This window comes from Streptomyces sp. NPDC048258 (assembly GCF_043201995.1).
In the GTDB taxonomy this organism is placed as follows: domain Bacteria; phylum Actinomycetota; class Actinomycetes; order Streptomycetales; family Streptomycetaceae; genus Streptomyces.
Window position 1 is genome coordinate 232,620 of record NZ_JBICZH010000004.1, and the last position, 19,199, is coordinate 251,818.

The following is a 19,199-nucleotide window of genomic DNA, read 5'->3' on the forward strand; positions in this document are numbered from 1 at the left end:
AGAACATCGGACAACCGAAACGGAGTGAACGGGCATGGGGATCGTCGGCTGGATCATCCTGGGACTGCTGGCCGGAGGCATCGCCAAGGTCCTGCTGCCCGGCCGGGACCCCGGCGGCCTGATCGGCACCACCCTCATCGGCGTCGCCGGCGCCTTCATCGGCGGCTGGCTCTCGGCGAAGTTCCTGGACCGGCCGATCCAGACCCAGTTCTTCGACCTCGCCACCTGGGGCTCCGCCATCGCCGGCTCGCTGGTCCTGCTGATCGGCTACCGTCTTGTCTTCGGCAATTCGCGCGACTGAGTGTTCGACACACGGGCGGAGGTGACGGCGGGTCATGAGCCGGCGCGCATACGTCGCACGCGGGGTCCCGGGCGGCTACCGGATCTGGAAGACCAAGGGCGGCCGTTGGTGGGGCGACCTCTACGAACTCTGTCCCGACGACCTCCTCGCCGAGCTGAACGGCAACGCGGATCCTGAGAAGATCACCGCACTGCTCAAGCGGTACCGTGCCCTCAAACGCTAGGGGGTGTCTTGCCGATCAGGCCGGGCTCGCGGCGTCTGGCACCGCGCCTCGCCGCGTTCTCGTCGGTCGCCGACGCTCCGCGTCGACTCCCTCCTCGGCCTTGCGATGCACGGCACCAGACGCCGCTCCCTGATCCGGCCTGACCGGCAAGACACCCCCAGAGCCCAGGGCGCACCGGATCGAGCAGCGAGGAATTCCAGCGACATGAGCGTCACCCCCGTCCCCACGGCGGACATGTACGACGAGCACGGCGAGGACCTCGGCATCTGCGCCACGCAGTTCCGCCTGCTGGGCGGCCGCCGGCTGTTCGCCGGCCCGGTACGGACCCTCTCCTGCCACGAGGACAACGCGCTGCTGCGCGAGCTCGTCCACGGGCCCGGTGAGGGCGCCGTCCTCGTCGTGGACGGCGGCGGCTCGCTGCGCACCGCCCTCGTCGGCGACCTCCTCGCCGGCGCCGCCGCGCGCAACGGCTGGGCCGGCCTGATCATCAACGGCGCGGTCCGCGACAGCGTGGCCCTCGGCGGACTCGACCTCGGGGTCATGGCACTGGGCACCGTGCCCCGTAAGAGCGGCAAGACCGGCGCGGGCGCGGTGGACGAGCCCGTCACGATCGGCGGGACCACCTTCCGTCCCGGGGACACGGTCCACGCGGACGCCGACGGCGTCGTCGTCCTCCCGGCCTGACCGGCGATTTCACGCCAGGGCCGGCGCACCGGCCCTGGTGCCGGCCGGGCGGGCCGGGTTTCACTGCGGGCCCATGAGACGACACAGGATCACGGGCGTGCTCGGCGCGATCGCGCTGGCCGCGGCCACCCTCGCCGCCGCGGGACCCGCGCACGGCGCAACCCCGGCGGCCACCACCCAGGCATCCGCCCAGGCACCCGGGCAGGCACCCGGGCAGGCACCCGGGCAGGCACCCGGGCAGGCACCCGGGCAGGCACCCGGGCAGGCACCCGGGCAGGCACCCGGGCAGGCACCCGGGCAGGCACCCGCCCAGGCCCCCGCGCCCGCGGGCCCGACGCCGCCCGCCGAGTTCGGCACCGACTGGCACGACCCCCTCACCCCCGCCCCGCCCGTCACCCGGCCCGGGACCCGCTCCTGCGAGGTGACCCTCGCCGAGGCGCAGTTCCGCGACTTCACCCCGTACCAGGGCAGCTACACCCCGCCCCGGGGCTGCGGCGCCGACCACTGGGCCAAGGTGGTCCTCCGCCTCGAAGGCAAGGTCAAGGGCCGCCAGTACGACCGCCTCGGCCACCTCTCCCTCGGCGGCGTCGAGATCCTGCGCACCTCCACCCCGCAGCCCTCGCCCGACGGCATCACCTGGTCCGTCGAGAAGGACGTCACCCGCTACCGCGACACCCTCGCCCGCCCGCAGCCCGTCGAGATGCTCATCGGCAACGTCGTCAACGACACCTACACCGGCGTCATCGACGTCAAGGTCACCCTCACCTTCTACGCCGCCGAAGGCCGCACCGGCCCCACCGGCCCCACCGAGACCCCCGACCGCGTCCTCGCCCTCACCTCCCCGGACGTCACCACCCCGCGCAACACCGAGCGCCTCCTCGCCGAGGTGTACGCCACCGGCTCGGGCGGCGGTTGCGAGGAGTACTGGTACATGACCACCCCGGACGCCGCCCCGTACTCCTGCAAGGCGGCCGACGGCCCCTACCGCGAGGTCCGCGTCTCCGTGGACGGGCAGCTCGCCGGCATCGCCGCGCCCTTCCCCACCGTCTGGACCGGCGGCTGGTCCAACCCCTTCCTCTGGTACGTCACCCCCGGCCCCCGCGCCTTCGACGTCCAGCCGCTCGTGTACGACCTCACCCCCTTCGCCGCACTCCTCAACGACGGCCGCCCGCACCGGATCGAGGTGTCCGTGGCCGGGGTGCCGGCCGGGCAGAGCGGCTGGAGCACCCCGACCAACCTGCTGCTGTGGCAGGACGAGGCCCGCGAGGTCGTCACCGGCGCCCTGACCAAGCACGAGCAGAGCGATCCGGCCAACTCCTCCCGCTGGACCCCCGCCGCCCCCACCCCCGGCGCCGAGCACCGCCTCGACACCGAGGGCGGACACCGGCTGACCGTCGCCGGGCACCTGGACACCTCCCACGGGCGGGTCACCACCACCGTCACCCGCGCCGTGCGCAACACCTCCGTCCACCGCTGGACCGACGGCGAGAACCGCGACGCCCTCACCGCCACCTGGACCGACGAGGAGACCGTGACCCGGGGGGCCACCAGCACCCGTACCGCGCGCACGTACACGATGGACGGCGAGACCACCCTCGGCGCCGGCGACCGGCTGCGCACCGTCCTCTCGCTCGGCGACCGCGCGGACACCGTCACCCTGCGCGGCGGGCGGAAGGTCGACGCCTCCCGGCTCGACGACCGGTACACGGGTGACGCCACCTACACCGCGAACGTCCCGCGCGACCAGCGGCACGCGGTCGCCACCACCACCGCCCGCTCCCGCCTGTACGGGTCCCAGGCCCCCGGCGGGTGCTACGACCGTACGGTCACCGCCGTGCAGGGCAGCCTCACGGTGGACCGCCGACGCTGCTGACACCCGCGCCCCTTACGATGACCGGCCATGGACACGAGTGAGGCCGGCAGACAGCTGATCGACGGGCGCTTCGAGCTGGTGGCGCCCCTGGGCAGCGGCGGCATGGGCACGGTCTGGCGCGCCCGCGACATCGCACTGCACCGCGAGGTCGCGCTCAAGGAGGTGCGCCCGCCGGACCCGGCGACCGCCGCCGCCCAGCCCGGTCTCACCGGCCAACTGCGCGAACGGGCCGTCCGTGAGGCCCGGGCGCTGGCCCGCCTCGCCCACCCGCACGTGGTGACGATCCACCACATCGTGGAGCCCGCCGAGGGTTCGGACGGCCATCCGTGGATCGTGATGGAACTGGTCAAGGGTGGTTCCCTGCACGACCGGCTGGCGTCCGGCCCGCTGCCGGTGGCGGACGTGCTCCGGCTCGGCCTCGACCTCCTGTCCGCACTGCGCGCCGCACACGCCGAAGGGGTCCTGCACCGGGACGTGAAACCGGCCAACGTGCTGCTGCGGTCCGACGGATCGGCCGTGCTCACCGACTTCGGCATCGCGGCCCTGCACGGATCCACCGGGCTCACCTCGACCGGCGTGCTGATCGGCTCGCCGGAGTACATCGCGCCCGAGCGGGTCCGCGGTGAGGAGGGCCTGGCCGCCTCCGACCTGTGGTCGCTGGGCATGCTGCTGTACGTGGCCGCGGAGGGGGTCCATCCGCTGCGCCGCGCCACCAGCCTGGCCACGGTGGTCGCCGTCCTCGACGAGCCGATCCCGGCGCCCGTACGCTCCGGCCCGCTGGCGCCCGTACTGGAACGGCTCCTCGTACGGGACCCGGCCGCGCGGCCCGACGCGGCGCGACTGGAACAGCTGCTCCGGGACGCGAGCACCGCTCTCGCCACGGCCCCGGCGGCCCACGCGGCCCCTGCGGCTCCGCCGGTCGTGGGGCAGTACGGGCCGCCCACACCGCCGCCGTTCGGCCCGGTGCCTCACCCCTACGCGGCCACCGCGCCCCTCCCGGCGGCGACCCCGCGCAGGCGCCCGGTCCTGCTCGGCGCCGCCCTCGCGGCGGTCCTCGTGGCCGGGACGGTCGGGATCGTCAGGTTGCTGCCGGACGGCAACGCCTCCGGCGGCGACGCGAAGGTTGGCACCGGCCGCCCCGGCGGCACCGTCAGCAGCGTCGCCCCCTCCGGCGGCGGGGTCCCCGCCGCCCCCTCGACCGCCTCGACCCCCGGCCCCGAGGCGGGCGCGAGCAAGGGTGCCGCCCCCCCAGGGCAGCCTGCTCACTCCCGCCAACATCCGGACCGCCGTGGCGGCCCTGAAACAACAGACCGGTACCACCACGTACGTGAACCTGCGGATCTACGACGCCTACGTCATTGCCGACGTCCCCACCGCCCCCGGAGCCAGGACCGTCGACTCCTGGCAGTACCGCGACGGCGGGGTCACCCGCACCGGCCCCGCCGGCACCGTCAAGGACCGCGCCCCGCTCATCGACATGGCCAAGGTCGAATGGGACACCCTGCCCGCCCTCCTGGAACAGGCCAAGCAGGACCTGGGCGTGGCGAACCCGACCTCCCGCTACGTCATCGTCGAGCCCTGGATGATGGACCAGAGCCCGTCCATGCGGCCCTACCTCAGCGACGAGTACGGCCAGGGCGGCTATGTCCTGGCCGGCACCGACGGCAAGGTCAGGAAGGTCTACCGCTCGTAGGCCGCGGCTCGGGGCCTGCGATCCTGATCTCCGTACACGCGCGGAGAAACGTTTCGAGGGAGCACGACCACCATGCCGAGCTGGCGCACCACACTCACGGCCGCCGGGATCTCCGGCACCCGGCTGCGGGACGACTACACCCACGCCGCCCGCCGGGTGCTCCGCCGCGAACCCGCACCGTACCTCGCGCTGCGCCTGCTCGCCGCGCCGCCCCTGGTGCCCTGGCTCGCCGCCGGCCTCGCCTTCATGAACCTGGTCGACGACGTGGCCGAGACCGGCACTCCGCCGCAACGGGCCGCCAACCTGGCCGCGTTGACCGGCCGGGTCGAGGCGGCGCTCACATCCGGGGACAGCCCCGACCCCCTGCTGCGCGCCTACGCCCACGCCGTGCACGCGCGCGCCCTGCCCGCGCACTGGGTCTCCCGGTTCCTCGAAGGCGCCGCCACCGCCGAGGCCGGCTTCGACGGCTTCGCCGCCGAGGAGGACTTCCAGGCCTACCTCGACGCCTACGCCTGGCCGGGGGTGCTGGTCTTCACCGGCCTCCAGTACCAGGGCGGACCCGACCCCGAACAGGCCGCGGGGTGGCGGCGGTTCGTCGACGCCGCCCAGCGGGTCGACTTCCTCGCGGACCTCGCCGGGGACCTCGCGGACGGCCGCCTGTGCATCCCGCGCGCCCGCCTCGACGAGCATTCCGTGACCCGCGCCGACCTCGAACAGGCCCGCGACACCCCCGCCGTACGCGCGCTCCTCGCCGACGAGACCCGGCGCGCCCGGGCCGCCCTCGACGCCACCGACGGCATCCTCGAACTCGCCGAACCCGGGCTGCGACCCGTGATCAAGACGATGACGGAGCTGATGGCGCACCAGCTCACCGCCGTGGAACGCGCGGGAATCACCGCCCTGAGCCGGGACACCGGCTACGGCCTGGCCGCCCCCCTGCGCACCCTGCTCCGGGCCCGGGCCGGGGCCCGCTCACGCGCCTCGTAGCCCCTGCGAGTCGGTGACATGTGTACTGCCGGTGTCCGTACACGCGCATCTGCCGGGGAAGCGGCGGGAAGCGTGCGGCGCGGGAGGCCGACGTCCTCAACGCGGCGGTGGACGGGGCGACCGTGGCCGACATCGCGGTGCCGTCCGCGCCGCCCGCCGCCAGGGCCGGCTCTGGGCCCCTTTTCCGGCGGGGCCCGTCGAACAGGACCTAGTAGGGCCCGTTGACGTTGTCGATCGAACCGTAGCGGGCGGCCGCGTAGTTGCAGGCGGCCGTGATGTTGGCGACCGGGTCGTAGGAGTCCTGCGAGGTCCCGGGCACGTGATAGGCGCGGAACGTCGGGTCGATGACCTGGAGCAGGCCCTTGGACGGGATCCCGTTCTGCGCGTTGATGTCCCAGTTGTTGATGGCGAGGGGATTGCCCGAGGACTCGCGCATCACATTGCGGTGAATTCCGTTGTAGCTGCCGGGAATGCCGTGCTTGGCCATCACGTCCAGCGACTCGCGGATCCAGCCGTCGAGATTGTTCGGGTAGGTGGTGGCGGGTTTGGCGGCCTCGCTCTTCGCCTGGGCGGTGAGGGTCAGCTTGAGGCCGGGCCGAATGATCGACGGGTCGGCGCCGACGGCGCTCTTGTTCGCCGCGTACAGCTGCTCCCAGCCGCCGCTAAGGGAATGCTCCGCCGCGATCTTGGAAAGGGTGTCGCCGACTACCACGGAATAGGTCGTGGGAGCGGCGGCCGCCACGGAATGGGCCGCGGGAGCGACAGCCGTCTCCGCCGCCCCGGCGGTGGTCGTGCTGATCAGCGGGAGGGCGAGCGCCGCGCCGCCCGTGCCGGCGATGGCCAGCTTGCGGGTGATCGGGTGGTGCTTCGGCCGACGGTGCTTTCCCTTAGCGGGCATGGCGGAATTCCTCACGTGGGGGGACGGAGAGGCCCCGGGGGTGGCCGGTTTCGGCAGCGGACCACCGGGAATGAGGGTGACCGTAGGCGAGCTCGCCGGGCCGGAACAAGGCCCGAATTCCACCGGTAGATCGACTTCCTGCTTTCCGTCCCGAAAATGACCTTGGCGACCCCTTCGCGCATGAGGCAACTTTCTTTTCGGGAAAAGGGAATCGGCCTTCCGGTGGAAATGATGTTGGCGGTTTCCGAGTGACTCACATCACGGGTCGCGGACCCGGTGAGGACCGGGCGCCGAATAGGGGCAAGTCCACTCTCCGTGGGCCGGATTCGGGCGACACGCCCGTTGGCGGCGAATCGCCCATCATGGACGCTTTCCGGCACTGTTCTCCCCGAGTGGCGGCGCCCGGCCCCCGGCCGTCAGAGCTCCGCCAGCCGCCCCAGGGTGGCCGCCACCGCGCCCTCGGAGGCCGGGAGCAGGGGGAGCCGTACGTCGGGCGTGGGGATCCGCCCCTGGGCGTGCAGCACGCCCTTGACGACCGCCGGATTGGGCTCGGCGAAAGCCGCCGCCGACATCCGGGCCAGGGCGTGCCCCAGGGGCCGCGCCCGCGCCACGTCACCCGCCCGCCAGGCCGCGGCCAGCTCCGCGAACCGGGCCGTCGCCAGATGCGCCGAGGCCAGGATCCCGCCCGCCGCGCCCAGCGCCAGCAGCGGCGAGAGGTACGCGTCGTCGCCGGCCAGCACCTCGAACCCGGCCGGGAGGTCACCGAGGAGCTCCACCGTGTCCGGCCCGATGCCGCCGGCCGCGTACTTCACTCCCGCGACCCCCGCGAGCGAGCCGAGCGCCCGCAGTGCGGCGGCGTCCAGCGGCTGCCCCGTCCGGTACGGGATGTGATAGACGATCAGCGGTACGGGACTCACCTCGGCCAGCCGTGCGAAATGCGCCGCCACGCCCGCCGCCGAGGGCCGTACGAACGAGGGCACGGTCACCAGCGCGGCCCGCGCCTGCGGCCACCGGGCCAGCCGGGCCAGCGAATCCTCGGCGGCCCGGGTCCCGCTCGCCCCGGCGCCCACGGTCAGCAGCGCGCCCCGCTCCTCGCAGACCCGGGCGCAGACGCCCGTGACGAGGTCGCGCTCCGCCCCGTCGAGCGTGGCCGTCTCGGCGGTGGTGCCGAGGGCGACGATCCCGGTGGCGCCCGCGTCGAGCACCTCGTGGGCGAGCGCCTCCAGGGCCTCGGCGGCGATCTCCCCGGTACGGGTGAAGGGGGTGACGAGCGGTACGTGGATCCCGTGCAGGGAGAGGGCTTCGGTGATGTCACGTGCCGTCTCCGGCGTCATGTCCAGTGTCATGCCGTCGAGCCTGACCCGCCCCGAGCCTCGAATCCAGTTCGCGTTTCTTACGTGACCCGTAAGCTGAGCCGATGCTCGACGTACGACGCCTGCGCCTGCTGCGCGAACTGGCCCGCCGCGGGACCATCGCCGCCGTCGCCGAAGCCCTCGCCTTCAGCCCTTCGGCGGTATCCCAGCAACTCGGCGTCCTCGAACGCGAAGCCGGGCTGCCCCTGCTGGAGCGCACCGGCCGCCGCGTCCGCCTCACCCCGGCCGGGCAGAACCTGGTGCACCACGCCGAGGCCGTGCTCGAACGGCTGGAGCAGGCCGAGGCCGACCTGGCCGAAGCACGCAGCGGCCTGGCCGGCGCCCTGCGCATCGGGGCCTTTCCCACCGCCACCCGGGCCATCGTCCCGGCGGCCCTGACCGCCCTGGCCCGGCGCCACCCGGGGCTGGAGCCGATGGTCTGCGAGACCGACCCGGCGGCGGTCGGGCACGCCCTGCGGGCCGGGGACCTGGACGTGGCCCTGGTCCACGCCTACGACTTCGTGCCCGCCGCCGAGGAGCCCGGGCTGGCCACCGAGCCGCTGTACGGGGAGGCGATGTACCTGGCCGCGCCCGCCGGGGAGACGCCCGAACCGCCGCCCGGCACCGACCAGGGCGCTGCCCTGCGCACCTACGCGGACGCCCCCTGGATCACCGCGACCCCCGGCACCCTCTGCCACGCCATGACCGTACGGGCCTGCCAGGCGGCCGGTTTCACCCCGCGGGTCCGTCACCAGGTCGACGAGTTCGCCACCGTGCTCGCCCTGGTGGCGGCGGGTCAGGGCGTGGCCGTCGTACCGCAGCTCGGGGTCACCGGCCCCGCCGGACCGGGCGTGCGCCTCACCCGGCTGGTGATGCAGCGCCGTACCAACCTCGCCTTCCGCAGCGGATCCGGTGCCCACCCGGCCGTGGCCGCCTTCGGCGCGGCCCTGCGGGAGTCCGTACCGCCGGAACTGGCTGGATCCGGCGCCGTGGAGTGAGGCAACTCCCGTACCGCGCCGCGCCCGTGTACGTTCGGACGGGAGCCGACGAGAGCAGAACGGGGTAGGACGTGACGCATCGCGTACGAGGGGTCATCGCCCGGAGCAAGGGCGCACCGGTGGAGACGACGACGGTCCTCGTGCCCGACCCGGGACCCGGCGAGGCCCTGGTCAAGGTGCAGGCCTGCGGGGTCTGCCACACCGACCTGCACTACCGCGAGGGCGGCATCAACGACGAGTTCCCCTTCCTGCTCGGCCACGAGGCCGCCGGGATCGTGGAATCGGTCGGCCCGGACGTCACCTCCGTGGCCCCCGGCGACTTCGTCGTCCTCAACTGGCGTGCGGTGTGCGGGACCTGCCGGGCCTGCCGGCGCGGACGCCCCTGGTACTGCTTCGCCACGCACAACGCCACCCAGCCCATGACGCTGGAGGACGGCACCCCGCTCTCCCCGGCGCTCGGCATCGGCGCCTTCGCCGAGAAGACCCTGGTCGCCGCCGGCCAGTGCACCAAGGTGGACCCGGCCGCGGCGCCGGCGGCCGCCGGACTCCTCGGCTGCGGGGTGATGGCCGGCCTCGGCGCCGCCCTGAACACCGGCAACGTCGGCCGGGGCGACTCCGTCGCCGTCATCGGCTGCGGGGGAGTGGGCAACGCGGCCGTGGCCGGTGCCCGGCTCGCGGGCGCGTCCCGGATCATCGCGGTCGACCTCGACGAGCGGAAGCTGGAGTGGGCGCGCGGGCTGGGCGCGACGCACACCGTCAACGGCCGCAAGGAAGACGTGGTCCAGGCCATCCAGGCCCTGACGGACGGGAACGGCGCCGACGTGGTGATCGAGGCGGTCGGGCGCCCCGAGACCTATCGGCAGGCCTTCTACGCCCGCGACCTGGCCGGGACCGTGGTCCTGGTCGGCGTGCCGACCCCGGAGATGAGGCTCGAACTCCCGCTGCTGGACGTCTTCGGCCGCGGCGGGGCCCTGAAGTCCTCCTGGTACGGGGACTGCCTGCCCGAGCGCGACTTCCCGATGCTCGTCGACCTCTACCTGCAGGGCCGTCTCGACCTGGACGCCTTCGTCTCCGAGACCATCCCCCTCGACGGGGTCGAAGAGGCCTTCGCCCGGATGGAGCGCGGCGAGGTGCTCCGCTCGGTCGTCGAGTTCCCGTAAGCCCCGGGCCCCTGCTGGACCCCGTACTAGTATCGGGCGGAACGTCGCACCCGTGCCCCGGCCGCACCCGGCCGGGGCACGGGGCTCCCGCACCTCGTACCCCAGGGGCCCTCCGTGACCATCGAGCACAGCTACCGCCAGCCCGGAACGGTCCTCACCGACCACCGGTTCACCGTCCCCCTGGACCACGCGCGCCCGGACGGCGAGCAGATCGAGCTGTACGCCCGCGAGGTGGTCGCCTCCGGCAAGGACCCGGCGAGCCTGCCGTGGCTGCTGTACCTGGAGGGCGGACCCGGCTTCGGAGCCCGGCGCTTCACCGGCCGGCAGGCGTGGCTGGAGCGGGCGCTGGCCGACTACCGCGTACTCCTGCTCGACCAGCGCGGAACCGGCCGTTCCACCCCGGTGAACCGGCAGACCCTGCCCCTGCGCGGCACCCCCGCGCAGCAGGCCGAGTACCTCGCCCGCTTCCGGTCCGACTCCATCGTGCGCGACGCCGAGGCCATCCGCCCCGGCCTGACCGGCGGCGCCCCCTGGACCGTGCTCGGCCAGAGCTTCGGCGGATTCTGCGCGACCCGCTACCTCTCCACCGCCCCCGAGGGCCTCACCGCCGCCCTGATCACCGGCGGCCTCCCGTCCCTGACGGCCACCGCCGACGAGGTGTACGAGGCCTCGTACCCCCGCATCGAGCGCAAGAACCTGGCGCACTACGAGCGTTACCCGATGGACGTGGAGCGCGCCCGCCGGATCGCGGCCCACCTCGCGGAGCGCCCGGCCGAACTCCCCGGCGGCTACCGCCTCACCGTCGAGGCGTTCCAGTCCCTCGGCCTGATGCTCGGCTCCGGTGACGGCAGCCACCAGCTGCACTACCTCCTTGAGGACGCCTTCGTCCCGGCCGCCGCCGGCCCCGCCCTCTCCGACGCCTTCCTGGAGGGCGCCCGGGCGCACCTCTCCTTCGCCGGACATCCCCTCTACGCCCTGGTCCACGAGTCGATCTACGCCCAGGACCCGGCCGCCCCCACGGCCTGGGCCGCCGAGCGGGTGCGCGCGGGCCACCCGCGCTTCGACGCCGCCAAGGCCCTCGCGGGCGACGAACCCCTCCTCTTCACCGGCGAGACCATCCACCCCTGGCACTTCACCGCCGACCCCTCGCTCGCCCCGCTGCGCGAGACCGCCGAACTGCTGGCCGCCCGTACCGGCTGGGAGCCCCTCTACGACCCGGACCGGCTCGCCGCCAACGAGGTGCCGGTGGCCGCGGCCGTCTACCACGACGACATGTACGTCGACACCGCGCACTCCCTGGAGACCGCCCGCGCGATCCGGGGCCTGCGGACCTGGGTGACGGACGAGTTCGAGCACGACGGAGTCCGCGCGGGCGGCCCGCGCGTCCTGGACCGGCTGCTGGCCCTCGTACAGGGCGACGCCTGAGCCCGGCGCGGCTCAACCGCCCCGCCCGCGCCGGCCGTTCGCCTAAGGGCTGTCCCGTAATCCCCGGCGGGCGCACGACGCCGGCTACGGCACCTCGCTGCGTTGTCGGAACGCCCGAATACGCCCAGTACGGGGGCGCCCCTCCGCCTTGCGATGCACCGCATCTGACGCCGTGCGCTGATCCACCGGGGATTACGGGACAGCCCTTAGGGTGCGACTCATGACCGAACAGCATGATCAGCCCGCCCCCTTGCAGCCCATGCCCACCGACTGGCAGCGCGCCCTCGCCGTCGTCGCCCACCCGGACGACCTGGAGTACGGCTGCGCGGCCGCGATCGCGGACTGGACCGACGGCGGCCGCGAGGTCGTCTACCTCCTCGCCACGCGCGGCGAGGCGGGTATCGACACCACCGCTCCCGCCGACTGCGCCGCGCTGCGCGAGGCGGAGCAGCGGGCGAGCGCGGCCGTCGTCGGGGTGTCCGAGGTGGAGTTCCTCGACTACCAGGACGGCATCATCGAGTACGGGCTCGACCTGCGCCGGGACATCGCGGCGGCCATCCGCCGGCACCGCCCCGAGCTGGTCGTCACCCTCAACCACCGGGACACCTGGGGCGCCGCGGAGGGCGGCGGCTACTGGAACACCCCCGATCACAAGGCCGTCGGCCGGGCCGTCCTGGACGCGGCCGGAGACGCCGGCAACCGGTGGATCTTCCCCGAACTGCTCACCGAGCGGGGCCTGGAGCCGTGGAACGGGGTGCGCTGGGTCGCGGTGGCCGGAACCAGCACGCCGACGGACGCGGCCGACGCCGGCCCGGGCCTGGAGCGTTCGGTCAAGTCCCTGCTGGAGCACAAGGCGTACATCGAGGTGCTGACGGACCAGGACCCCGAGGACTACGTCCGTACCTTCCTCACCGGCAACGCCCAGCAGGCGGCGGCCCGGTTCGGCGGCCGTCCGGCGGTCCCGTTCGAGGTCTTCCCCCGCTGACCGGAGTCCCCGTAGGCTGACGGTCCGTCAGATTCCAACGGGGGTGCAGGCCAGGGTGATCGACACCGTAGCCACGGACATCGCGGAGGGTGAGGAGCGGATCCGACTGGAGGCAGCGGACGGGATCGCGGTCCTCACCCTGTGCCGGCCGGACAAGCTCAACGGCTGGAGCTGGGAGTCCACCCGCCAGCTGGGCCTGCTCGCGGACCGCGTCCGCTTCGACCCCTCGGTGCGGGCGGTGCTGCTGCGCGCCGAGGGCCGGGCCTTCTGCGCGGGCATCGACGTGACCGCCCCCGGCGGCGCGATCACCGGCGGCACCGCCGCCGAGCGGACCCGCAACTACTACGAGGGCATCCGCTGGGTCCACGAGCGGTTCGCGGTCCTCTCCCGCCTCCCGCAGCCGGTGGTGGCCGCCGTACAGGGCTACTGCCTCGGCTTCGGCTTCGAACTGGCGCTGATGGCCGACATCAGGGTGGTGGCCGAGGACGCCGTCTTCGCCCTGCCGGAGGCGCGGCTGGGGGTGGCGGTGGACGCGGGGGGCGACCTCCGCATCGCCCGCGAGAGCGGCGCGGGCTGGGCCAAGTACCTGGCCCTGACCGGCCGGCGCATCGACGCGGCGACGGCGCAGCGGCTGAACCTGGCCCAACTGGTCGTCCCCGTCGAGGAGCTGGAGTCCGCCGCGCGGACCCTGACGGCGGAGATCGCCGCGAACGCCCCCCTCGCCGTCCAGGGGATCAAACGCGCGGTCGACGCCTACGCGGACGCGGCCCTCCCCGCGGCCCTCGACCGCGTCGCGATGACGGCCGCCCTCACCCTCACCTCGGACGACTGCCGCGAGGGCTACGCGGCCAAGGCGGCCCGCCGCCCGCCGGACTTCACCGGAGGCTAGGCCCTGTCCGGAACCTGGGCCGTGCCGAACGGCCCGCGGCCCAGCTGCTCCCGCACCGGCACGACCTCGGGATTGACCAGTGCCCGGCGCTGCCAGTTCGCGCCGTCGACCACCAGTGTGTGGCCGGTGACGAACCGGGCGTAGGGCGAGGCCAGGAAGGTCGCGGCCCAGCCCAGTTCGCGCGGGGCGCCCACGCGGAGGGCGGGCTGCCGGGCATCCCGGGCGTCGGCGGCGGGTGCGGCGCGCTCCAGGCCGCCCCGGATGTCCTCGGTCATGTCGGTGTGCGGGAACAGCCCCGGGACGAGCCCGTTGATCTGGATGCCGTACGGGCCCCACTCGACGGCGAGGGTCTCCACCAGGTTCTTCACGCCCGCCTTGGCGGCCGCGCTGTGCGCGAAACCCGGCCCGCCCGTCCAGGCGTACGAGGCGCCGATGTTCACGATCGAACCGGGGGTGCCCGCCGCCAGGTGGCGGCGGCCGAACTCACGGGTCATGAACCACGTGCCGGTCAGCGTGATGTCCACCCCGCCAGGCGTTGGGGGACAAGTCCTCCGCCGGTGAGGGGAAGTTGGCGGCCGCGTTGTTGACCAGGACGTCCGGCAGCCCGAGCGCGGCCTGCGCCGCGTCGAACACCTCCGCGACCCGCTCGGGGTCCCGGATGTCGCAGACGGCGGCCGTCACCCGGCCCGCGCCGGGTACGGCCGCCAGTTCCTCCCGCGCCGCCTTGAGCTGCTCGGCGCGGCGGCTCGCGATCACCAGATCGGCTCCGAGCCGTGCGAACTCGGCGGCGATGGCCTTGCCCAGCCCGGTGCCGCCGCCGGTCACGAGGACCACCTGCCCCGCGTACGTACCGGGAGGCAGGGCGGCGGCGCCGAGCGGTGGTGGCGCGGGCAGGCCGCGCCGGTTGTCGTCCGTCATGGGGCATCGATAGCGCGCGGGCGCTCAGATCACCATGCCCCCGACGGGGTCAACTCTTCGGCGTGTACGCCTGCTTGCTCGCGCAGGTCCAGATCACGGCGCTGCTCGCCTGGGTATCCCGGTCGACGACGGTGCCGCCGACCCGGTCGTCGTCGGTGGCGGCGAAGGCGCGGCTGAGCGGCACGGCACCCGGGCCGCCCGCCGGGAAGGGGAGCGCCAGCGGAGCCCCCGTGCCGGGCCAGTAGACGGCCTGGAAGGAGCTGGGCCAGCTCTCCTCGAAGGTGGTGGCGGTGCCGACGGCCACGTTCGTGGTCGGGCTGCTGCCCGAGAGCTCCAGGTTCCGGTAGCCGGCCAGCCGGCCCGGGTCCGCGGGCAGGGCGTCGTAGGGCTTCTTCCAGACGGCCGGGGTCAGCTTCGGGTCGTTGCGGTAGTGGTAGTCCTCCACGCCGACCACCCGGCCGCGGTCGTCGATGTCCCTGCCGATCGTGGAGAACGAGTAGTGGTAGCCGTTCCACACCTGGAGGCTGTAGGGCGGGTAGCCGCCCCCCGCGGGCCAGACCACCGGGAAGGTCTTGGTGACCTCGATGTCGTTGTCGGCGTCGTAGAAGGAGCCGGTGGCCGTGCCGACGATGTCGCCGCGCTTGTTGATGCCGCTCAGCGAGACGGCCTTGGTGCCGGGGATCGCGTCCGCGGGAACCGGCAGTTCGCGCACGACCTTGCCGTTCACCCACTCCTTGGCGACGCCCTGGTCCACGGCGACGACCCGGCCCGACTCGTTGACGTCGATGTCCACGCCGTACCCCTCGGCGACGGGCGCGGTGAGCGCCTCGGAGGTCGCGGCGCCCGTCTGGTGGGTGAAGGAGACCCTGGCGCGGTCCGCGTCGCGGGTTGCCGTGCCCACCATCAGGCCCTTGGCGCTGACGGCCTTGACGCTGCCCCGGTCGAAGCCGGCGGGCAGCGGGACGGCGTGGACCGTGTGCTCGGCGCCGGTCCAGTAGGCGGGCCGGCCGCCGCTCTCGCCGACCACGAGTCCGCCCGCGCCGAAGCCCGCCACGGTGCCCCCGCTCAGTCCCGGCAGGGCGGGCAGGAGCTCGATGGCCGGGCTGCACGCCGTCGTGCCGGCCGCCGCGGCCGGTCCGGCGGCGGTGATCAGCCCCGCGAGGACGACGGCGGCCCCCGCCGCGGCCGTCACGCTTCTCCTACGGATTCTGTTCATGGTCCTGGTCCCCCCGATGGTCGTGTCATATGCCCTATGGCATCTGCCCGTTGATGCTAACTCCGCGCCCCCGGATCGACCGCTTGCCCTCCCGCGTGTCCCCGTGGTTCACAGAAGGGCAAGCGACCGCTTAGTATGCCCGCGGAGCATGGTTCCTCGCGGCGGCTGGAGGCCCCGGATGCAGGCATGGCGCGTACATACCCCCGGCGAACCCCATGAGGCCATGCGCCTCGAAGAGGTTCCCGAACCGGTCCCCGGCGAGGGCGAGGTGAAGCTCCGGGTGCTCGCCGCCAACGTCAACTTCCCCGACGCGCTGCTCGTCCGCGGGCAGTACCAGATCCGCCCGCCTCTGCCCTTCACCCCCGGCGTGGAGATCTGCGGCGAGACCGAGGACGGCCGCCGCGTCATCGCCAACCCGAGCCTGCCGCACGGCGGTTTCGCCGAGTACGTCACCGCGCCCGCGCGCGCCCTGCTCCCCGCCCCCGACACCCTCGACGACGCCGAGGCGGCCGCCCTGCACATCGGCTACCAGACCGGCTGGTTCGGTCTGCACCGCCGGGCCCGCCTGCAGAGCGGCGAGATCCTCCTCGTGCACGCCGCCGCCGGCGGGGTCGGCAGCGCCGCCGTCCAGCTCGGCAAGGCCGCCGGCGCCACCGTCATCGGGGTCGTCGGCGGCAAGGCCAAGGCGCGCACCGCCGAGGAACTCGGCTGCGACCTGGTCATCGACCGTACGACGGAGGACATCGTCTCCCGCGTCAAGGAGTTCACCGGCGGACGCGGCGCCGACGTCGTCTACGACCCGGTCGGCGGGGACGCCTACACCGCCTCCGCCAAATGCGTGGCCTTCGAGGGCCGGATCGTCGTCGTCGGCTTCGCGAGCGGCACGATCCCCACCCCCGCGCTCAACCACGCGCTGGTGAAGAACTACGCCGTCCTCGGCCTGCACTGGGGGCTGTACGCCACCAAGGAACCGGCCGCCATCCTCGCCTGCCACGCCGAGCTCACCCGGCTCGCCGCCGAGGGCACCGTGAAACCGCTGGTCAGCGAACGGGTCCCGCTCGCGGAGGCCGCCGACGCCGTGCAGCGCCTCGCCGACGGGACCACCACCGGCCGGCTGGTCGTCGTACCGGCCCTGGACGGAGGTCTCCGATGACCGGCAAGGCCCTCACCGCGGAAGGACTGCGCGCCCGGGTCCGGGACCTGCTCGCCGCCCACCCGCCCGCGACCACCCCGCGCACCGACTTCCTGCGCGCCCGCTTCGACGCCGGACTCGCCTGGGTCCACTACCCCGAGGGTCTGGGCGGCCTCGGCGCGCCCCGCTCCCTCCAGACCGTCGTCGACGCCGAGCTGGAGGCCGCCGGAGCCCCCGACAACGACCCGCGCCGGATCGGCATCGGCCTCGGCATGGCCGCGCCCACGATCCTGGCGTACGGCACCGAGGAGCAGAAGCACCGCTTCCTGCGCCCCCTGTGGATCGGCGAGGAGGTCTGGTGCCAGCTCTTCAGCGAACCCGGCGCGGGCTCCGACCTCGCCGCGCTCGGCACCCGCGCCGTCCTCGACGAGGACTCCGGCGAGTGGGTGGTCGACGGCCAGAAGGTGTGGACCTCCAGCGCCCACACCGCCCGCTGGGCCATCCTGATCGCCCGCACCGACCCGGCGCTGCCCAAGCACCAGGGCATCACCTACTTCCTCTGCGACATGCACGCCCCCGGCGTCGAGGTCCGGCCGCTGCGCCAGATCACCGGCGAGGCCGAGTTCAACGAGGTCTTCCTCACCGGCGTCCGGATCCCCGACGCCCACCGCCTCGGGGCCGTCGGTGACGGCTGGGCGGTCGCCCGCACCACCCTGATGAACGAGCGCGTCTCCATCGGCGGCATGCGCATCCCGCGCGAGGGCGGCATGATCGCGCCGGTGGCCGCCGCCTGGCGCGAACGCCCCGAACTGCGCACCCACGCCCTCCACCAGCGGCTGCTGGAGCTGTGGGTCGAGGCCGAGGTCGCCCGCCTCACCGGGGAACGGCTGCACCAGCAGCTCGCCGTCGGCCAGCCCGGCCCCGAGGGATCCGGGATGAAGCTCACCTTCGCCCGCCTCAACCAGGAGATCAGCGGGCTGGAGGTCGAACTCCTCGCCGAAGAGGGCCTGTCGTACGAGGACTGGACCATGCGCCGCCCCGAACTCGTCGACTTCACCGGCCGCGACGCCGGCTACCGCTACCTGCGCGCCAAGGGCAACAGCATCGAGGGCGGCACCAGCGAAATCCTCCTGAACATCGTCGCCGAACGCGTACTCGGCCTGCCCCCCGAGCCGCGCGACGACAAGGACCTGGCCTGGAAGGACCTCGCCCGATGACTGCACCGATGGGTCTCCTCTACTCCGAGGCCGAGGAAGAACTCCGCGCGGCCGTACGGTCCCTCCTCGCCGCCCGCTGCGACCCGGAGCGGGTCCTCGCCCGGATCGAGACCGACCGGCCCCACGACCCCGACCTGTGGCAGCCCCTCGCCGCCGGGATCGGCGCGGCCGGACTCCTCGTACCCGAGAAGCTCGGCGGCCAGGGCGCGAGCCACCGCGAGGCGGCCGTGGTCCTGGAGGAGCTGGGCCGGGCCGTGGCTCCGGTCCCGTACCTGACCAGCGCCGTGCTCGCGACGGAGATCCTGCTCGGCTGCGACGCCGAGGACGTCGCCCCGCTGCTGCGGGAACTGGCCTCGGGGCGGCAGGTGTGCGTACCGGCCGTGCCGCTGACCCTCGCCCCCGGCGGCCCCCTGCCGACCGCGGTCCGGGACGCCGGCGACGGGACCCTGACCGGCACGGTCACCTCCGTCGCGGACGCGGTGGCCGCCGATGTGCTGCTGGTCCTCGCCGACACCGGGCTGTACGCCGTCCCGGCCGCCTCGGCGGCGCTGACCCCGCAGGTCCCGCTGGACCTGACCCGCCCGCTGGCCACCGTCACCCTCGACGCGGCCGCCGGCACCCGGCTCGCCGACCCCGCCACGGCCCGGGCCGCCGTCGCCGGAGCCCTGCTCTCCGGAGCCGGGCTGCTCGCCTCCGAGCAGCTCGGCATCGCCGAGTGGTGCCTGACGGAGACCGTCGGGTACCTCCGGGTCCGCCACCAGTTCAACCGGCCCGTCGGCTCCTTCCAGTCCCTCAAGCACCGCCTCGCGCGGCTCTGGCTCGACGTCGCCTCGGCGCGCGCGGCGGCCAGGGCCGCGGCCGACGCCCTCGCCACCGCGTCCCCCGACGCGCCCCTCACGGTCGCCGTCGCCCAGGCCTACTGCGCGGGCGTGGCCGTCCGGGCCGCCGAGGAGTGCGTCCAGCTCCACGGCGGCATCGGCATGACCTGGGAACACCCGGCCCACCTGTACCTCAAGCGGGCCAAGGCCGACTCGCTCGCACTCGGCACGGCGGGCCACCACCGCGGCCTGGTCGCGGACTTCGCCGAACTCCCGGCGCCGTAGGCGGTACCCGGGCCGGGGCAGGGCCATCCCGGCCCCGGCCTCGTTCCGGCCTGGTCCCGGTGGGGTGGCCGGACGGCCGATGCGCGGGCGGCACGTGCTCCGGCACCCTCGACGGGTTGCCCCCGTACCCCACCTGCCCCGCCTG

18 protein-coding genes and 2 pseudogenes are annotated in these 19,199 nt (G+C 74.1%); 15 read left to right on the forward strand and 5 right to left on the reverse strand.

Annotation, left to right across the window (positions count from 1 at the left end; all coding sequences use genetic code 11):
- Positions 1-34 precede the first annotated feature (34 nt).
- The 7 genes and pseudogenes from ACGFYQ_RS11710 (at position 35) to ACGFYQ_RS11740 (ending at position 5,761) form a co-directional block, all read left to right on the forward strand.
- Complete coding sequence (locus ACGFYQ_RS11710) at positions 35-301, forward strand: GlsB/YeaQ/YmgE family stress response membrane protein (protein WP_393742548.1); 267 nt, start codon at positions 35-37, stop codon at positions 299-301.
- Between the two features lie 34 nt (positions 302-335).
- On the forward strand, positions 336-524 hold the full coding sequence (locus tag ACGFYQ_RS11715; protein ID WP_393742550.1) for a hypothetical protein: 189 nt from the start codon (positions 336-338) through the stop codon (positions 522-524).
- A gap of 204 nt (positions 525-728) precedes the next feature.
- Complete coding sequence (gene rraA / locus ACGFYQ_RS11720) at positions 729-1,208, forward strand: ribonuclease E activity regulator RraA (RefSeq protein ID WP_393742552.1); 480 nt, start codon at positions 729-731, stop codon at positions 1,206-1,208.
- Between the two features lie 340 nt (positions 1,209-1,548).
- A pseudogene (locus ACGFYQ_RS11725) lies at positions 1,549-3,081 on the forward strand (peptide-N4-asparagine amidase); the annotation flags it as partial.
- 102 nt (positions 3,082-3,183) lie between these two features.
- A pseudogene (locus ACGFYQ_RS11730) lies at positions 3,184-3,870 on the forward strand (serine/threonine-protein kinase); the annotation flags it as partial.
- A 448-nt stretch (positions 3,871-4,318) separates the two neighbouring features.
- Entirely contained in the window at positions 4,319-4,774 is a 456-nt protein-coding gene (locus tag ACGFYQ_RS11735; protein ID WP_393742554.1) for a hypothetical protein, read from the forward strand.
- A gap of 72 nt (positions 4,775-4,846) precedes the next feature.
- Complete coding sequence (locus ACGFYQ_RS11740) at positions 4,847-5,761, forward strand: squalene/phytoene synthase family protein (RefSeq protein WP_393742556.1); 915 nt, start codon at positions 4,847-4,849, stop codon at positions 5,759-5,761.
- A 208-nt stretch (positions 5,762-5,969) separates the two neighbouring features.
- Here ACGFYQ_RS11740 and ACGFYQ_RS11745 read toward each other — a convergent pair whose 3' ends face one another.
- Together ACGFYQ_RS11745 and ACGFYQ_RS11750 are read right to left on the reverse strand one after the other, a co-directional pair.
- Positions 5,970-6,659: a transglycosylase SLT domain-containing protein gene (locus tag ACGFYQ_RS11745; RefSeq protein ID WP_393742558.1), complete on the reverse strand. Its 690-nt coding sequence runs from the start codon at positions 6,657-6,659 to the stop codon at positions 5,970-5,972.
- A 416-nt stretch (positions 6,660-7,075) separates the two neighbouring features.
- Positions 7,076-8,005: a dihydrodipicolinate synthase family protein gene (locus ACGFYQ_RS11750; RefSeq protein ID WP_393742560.1), complete on the reverse strand. Its 930-nt coding sequence runs from the start codon at positions 8,003-8,005 to the stop codon at positions 7,076-7,078.
- 71 nt (positions 8,006-8,076) lie between these two features.
- On the opposite strand from ACGFYQ_RS11750, the gene ACGFYQ_RS11755 reads away from it, so the two are divergent.
- The 5 genes from ACGFYQ_RS11755 (at position 8,077) to ACGFYQ_RS11775 (ending at position 13,468) form a co-directional block, all read left to right on the forward strand.
- Positions 8,077-9,009, forward strand: a complete 933-nt coding sequence (locus ACGFYQ_RS11755) for a LysR substrate-binding domain-containing protein (RefSeq protein WP_393742562.1) — start codon at positions 8,077-8,079, stop codon at positions 9,007-9,009.
- Positions 9,010-9,080: 71 nt separating this feature from the next.
- Complete coding sequence (locus ACGFYQ_RS11760; RefSeq protein ID WP_393742565.1) at positions 9,081-10,169, forward strand: S-(hydroxymethyl)mycothiol dehydrogenase; 1,089 nt, start codon at positions 9,081-9,083, stop codon at positions 10,167-10,169.
- A gap of 120 nt (positions 10,170-10,289) precedes the next feature.
- A complete protein-coding gene (locus ACGFYQ_RS11765; protein ID WP_393743264.1) occupies positions 10,290-11,594 on the forward strand; it encodes an alpha/beta fold hydrolase in 1,305 nt (434 codons plus the stop codon).
- Between the two features lie 220 nt (positions 11,595-11,814).
- A complete protein-coding gene (locus tag ACGFYQ_RS11770) occupies positions 11,815-12,579 on the forward strand; it encodes a PIG-L deacetylase family protein (RefSeq protein ID WP_393742567.1) in 765 nt (254 codons plus the stop codon).
- A gap of 55 nt (positions 12,580-12,634) precedes the next feature.
- Positions 12,635-13,468: an enoyl-CoA hydratase/isomerase family protein gene (locus ACGFYQ_RS11775; protein WP_393742569.1), complete on the forward strand. Its 834-nt coding sequence runs from the start codon at positions 12,635-12,637 to the stop codon at positions 13,466-13,468.
- On the opposite strand, the gene ACGFYQ_RS11780 is transcribed toward ACGFYQ_RS11775, so the two are convergent.
- Genes ACGFYQ_RS11780 through ACGFYQ_RS11790 form a run of 3 tightly spaced genes read right to left on the reverse strand, consistent with a single transcriptional unit; the run spans position 13,465 to position 15,602 of the window.
- Complete coding sequence (locus tag ACGFYQ_RS11780) at positions 13,465-13,992, reverse strand: SDR family oxidoreductase (protein ID WP_393742571.1); 528 nt, start codon at positions 13,990-13,992, stop codon at positions 13,465-13,467. The genes ACGFYQ_RS11775 and ACGFYQ_RS11780 overlap by 4 nt on opposite strands.
- Positions 13,952-14,386 carry an SDR family NAD(P)-dependent oxidoreductase gene (locus ACGFYQ_RS11785; RefSeq protein WP_393742573.1) on the reverse strand — a complete coding sequence of 145 codons (435 nt, stop codon included), beginning with the start codon at positions 14,384-14,386 and terminating at the stop codon, positions 13,952-13,954. The genes ACGFYQ_RS11780 and ACGFYQ_RS11785 overlap by 41 nt, the downstream gene beginning before the upstream one ends.
- 49 nt (positions 14,387-14,435) lie before the next feature.
- Complete coding sequence (locus ACGFYQ_RS11790) at positions 14,436-15,602, reverse strand: hypothetical protein (RefSeq protein WP_393742575.1); 1,167 nt, start codon at positions 15,600-15,602, stop codon at positions 14,436-14,438.
- Positions 15,603-15,780: 178 nt separating this feature from the next.
- On the opposite strand from ACGFYQ_RS11790, the gene ACGFYQ_RS11795 reads away from it, so the two are divergent.
- Genes ACGFYQ_RS11795 through ACGFYQ_RS11805 form a run of 3 tightly spaced genes read left to right on the forward strand, consistent with a single transcriptional unit; the run spans position 15,781 to position 19,054 of the window.
- Entirely contained in the window at positions 15,781-16,755 is a 975-nt protein-coding gene (locus ACGFYQ_RS11795; RefSeq protein WP_393742577.1) for an NADPH:quinone oxidoreductase family protein, read from the forward strand.
- Positions 16,752-17,951 carry an acyl-CoA dehydrogenase family protein gene (locus ACGFYQ_RS11800; protein WP_393742579.1) on the forward strand — a complete coding sequence of 400 codons (1,200 nt, stop codon included), beginning with the start codon at positions 16,752-16,754 and terminating at the stop codon, positions 17,949-17,951. The genes ACGFYQ_RS11795 and ACGFYQ_RS11800 overlap by 4 nt, the downstream gene beginning before the upstream one ends.
- Positions 17,948-19,054, forward strand: a complete 1,107-nt coding sequence (locus tag ACGFYQ_RS11805; RefSeq protein WP_393742581.1) for an acyl-CoA dehydrogenase family protein — start codon at positions 17,948-17,950, stop codon at positions 19,052-19,054. Before ACGFYQ_RS11800 ends, ACGFYQ_RS11805 begins: the two co-directional genes overlap by 4 nt.
- Positions 19,055-19,199: the final 145 nt, after the last annotated feature.

Bases quoted from the DNA above. Each gene is read 5' to 3' on its own strand.
- ACGFYQ_RS11710 (WP_393742548.1), top strand. From the start codon at position 35: ATGGGGATCGTCGGCTGGATCATCCTGGGACTGCTGGCCGGAGGCATC.
- ACGFYQ_RS11715 (WP_393742550.1), top strand. From the start codon at position 336: ATGAGCCGGCGCGCATACGTCGCACGCGGGGTCCCGGGCGGCTACCGG.
- rraA (WP_393742552.1), top strand. From the start codon at position 729: ATGAGCGTCACCCCCGTCCCCACGGCGGACATGTACGACGAGCACGGC.
- ACGFYQ_RS11740 (WP_393742556.1), top strand. From the start codon at position 4,847: ATGCCGAGCTGGCGCACCACACTCACGGCCGCCGGGATCTCCGGCACC.
- ACGFYQ_RS11745 (WP_393742558.1), bottom strand. From the start codon at position 6,659: ATGCCCGCTAAGGGAAAGCACCGTCGGCCGAAGCACCACCCGATCACC.
- ACGFYQ_RS11750 (WP_393742560.1), bottom strand. From the start codon at position 8,005: ATGACACTGGACATGACGCCGGAGACGGCACGTGACATCACCGAAGCC.
- ACGFYQ_RS11755 (WP_393742562.1), top strand. From the start codon at position 8,077: ATGCTCGACGTACGACGCCTGCGCCTGCTGCGCGAACTGGCCCGCCGC.
- ACGFYQ_RS11770 (WP_393742567.1), top strand. From the start codon at position 11,815: ATGACCGAACAGCATGATCAGCCCGCCCCCTTGCAGCCCATGCCCACC.
- ACGFYQ_RS11785 (WP_393742573.1), bottom strand. From the start codon at position 14,386: ATGACGGACGACAACCGGCGCGGCCTGCCCGCGCCACCACCGCTCGGC.
- ACGFYQ_RS11790 (WP_393742575.1), bottom strand. From the start codon at position 15,602: ATGAACAGAATCCGTAGGAGAAGCGTGACGGCCGCGGCGGGGGCCGCC.
- ACGFYQ_RS11795 (WP_393742577.1), top strand. From the start codon at position 15,781: ATGCAGGCATGGCGCGTACATACCCCCGGCGAACCCCATGAGGCCATG.
- ACGFYQ_RS11800 (WP_393742579.1), top strand. From the start codon at position 16,752: ATGACCGGCAAGGCCCTCACCGCGGAAGGACTGCGCGCCCGGGTCCGG.
- ACGFYQ_RS11805 (WP_393742581.1), top strand. From the start codon at position 17,948: ATGACTGCACCGATGGGTCTCCTCTACTCCGAGGCCGAGGAAGAACTC.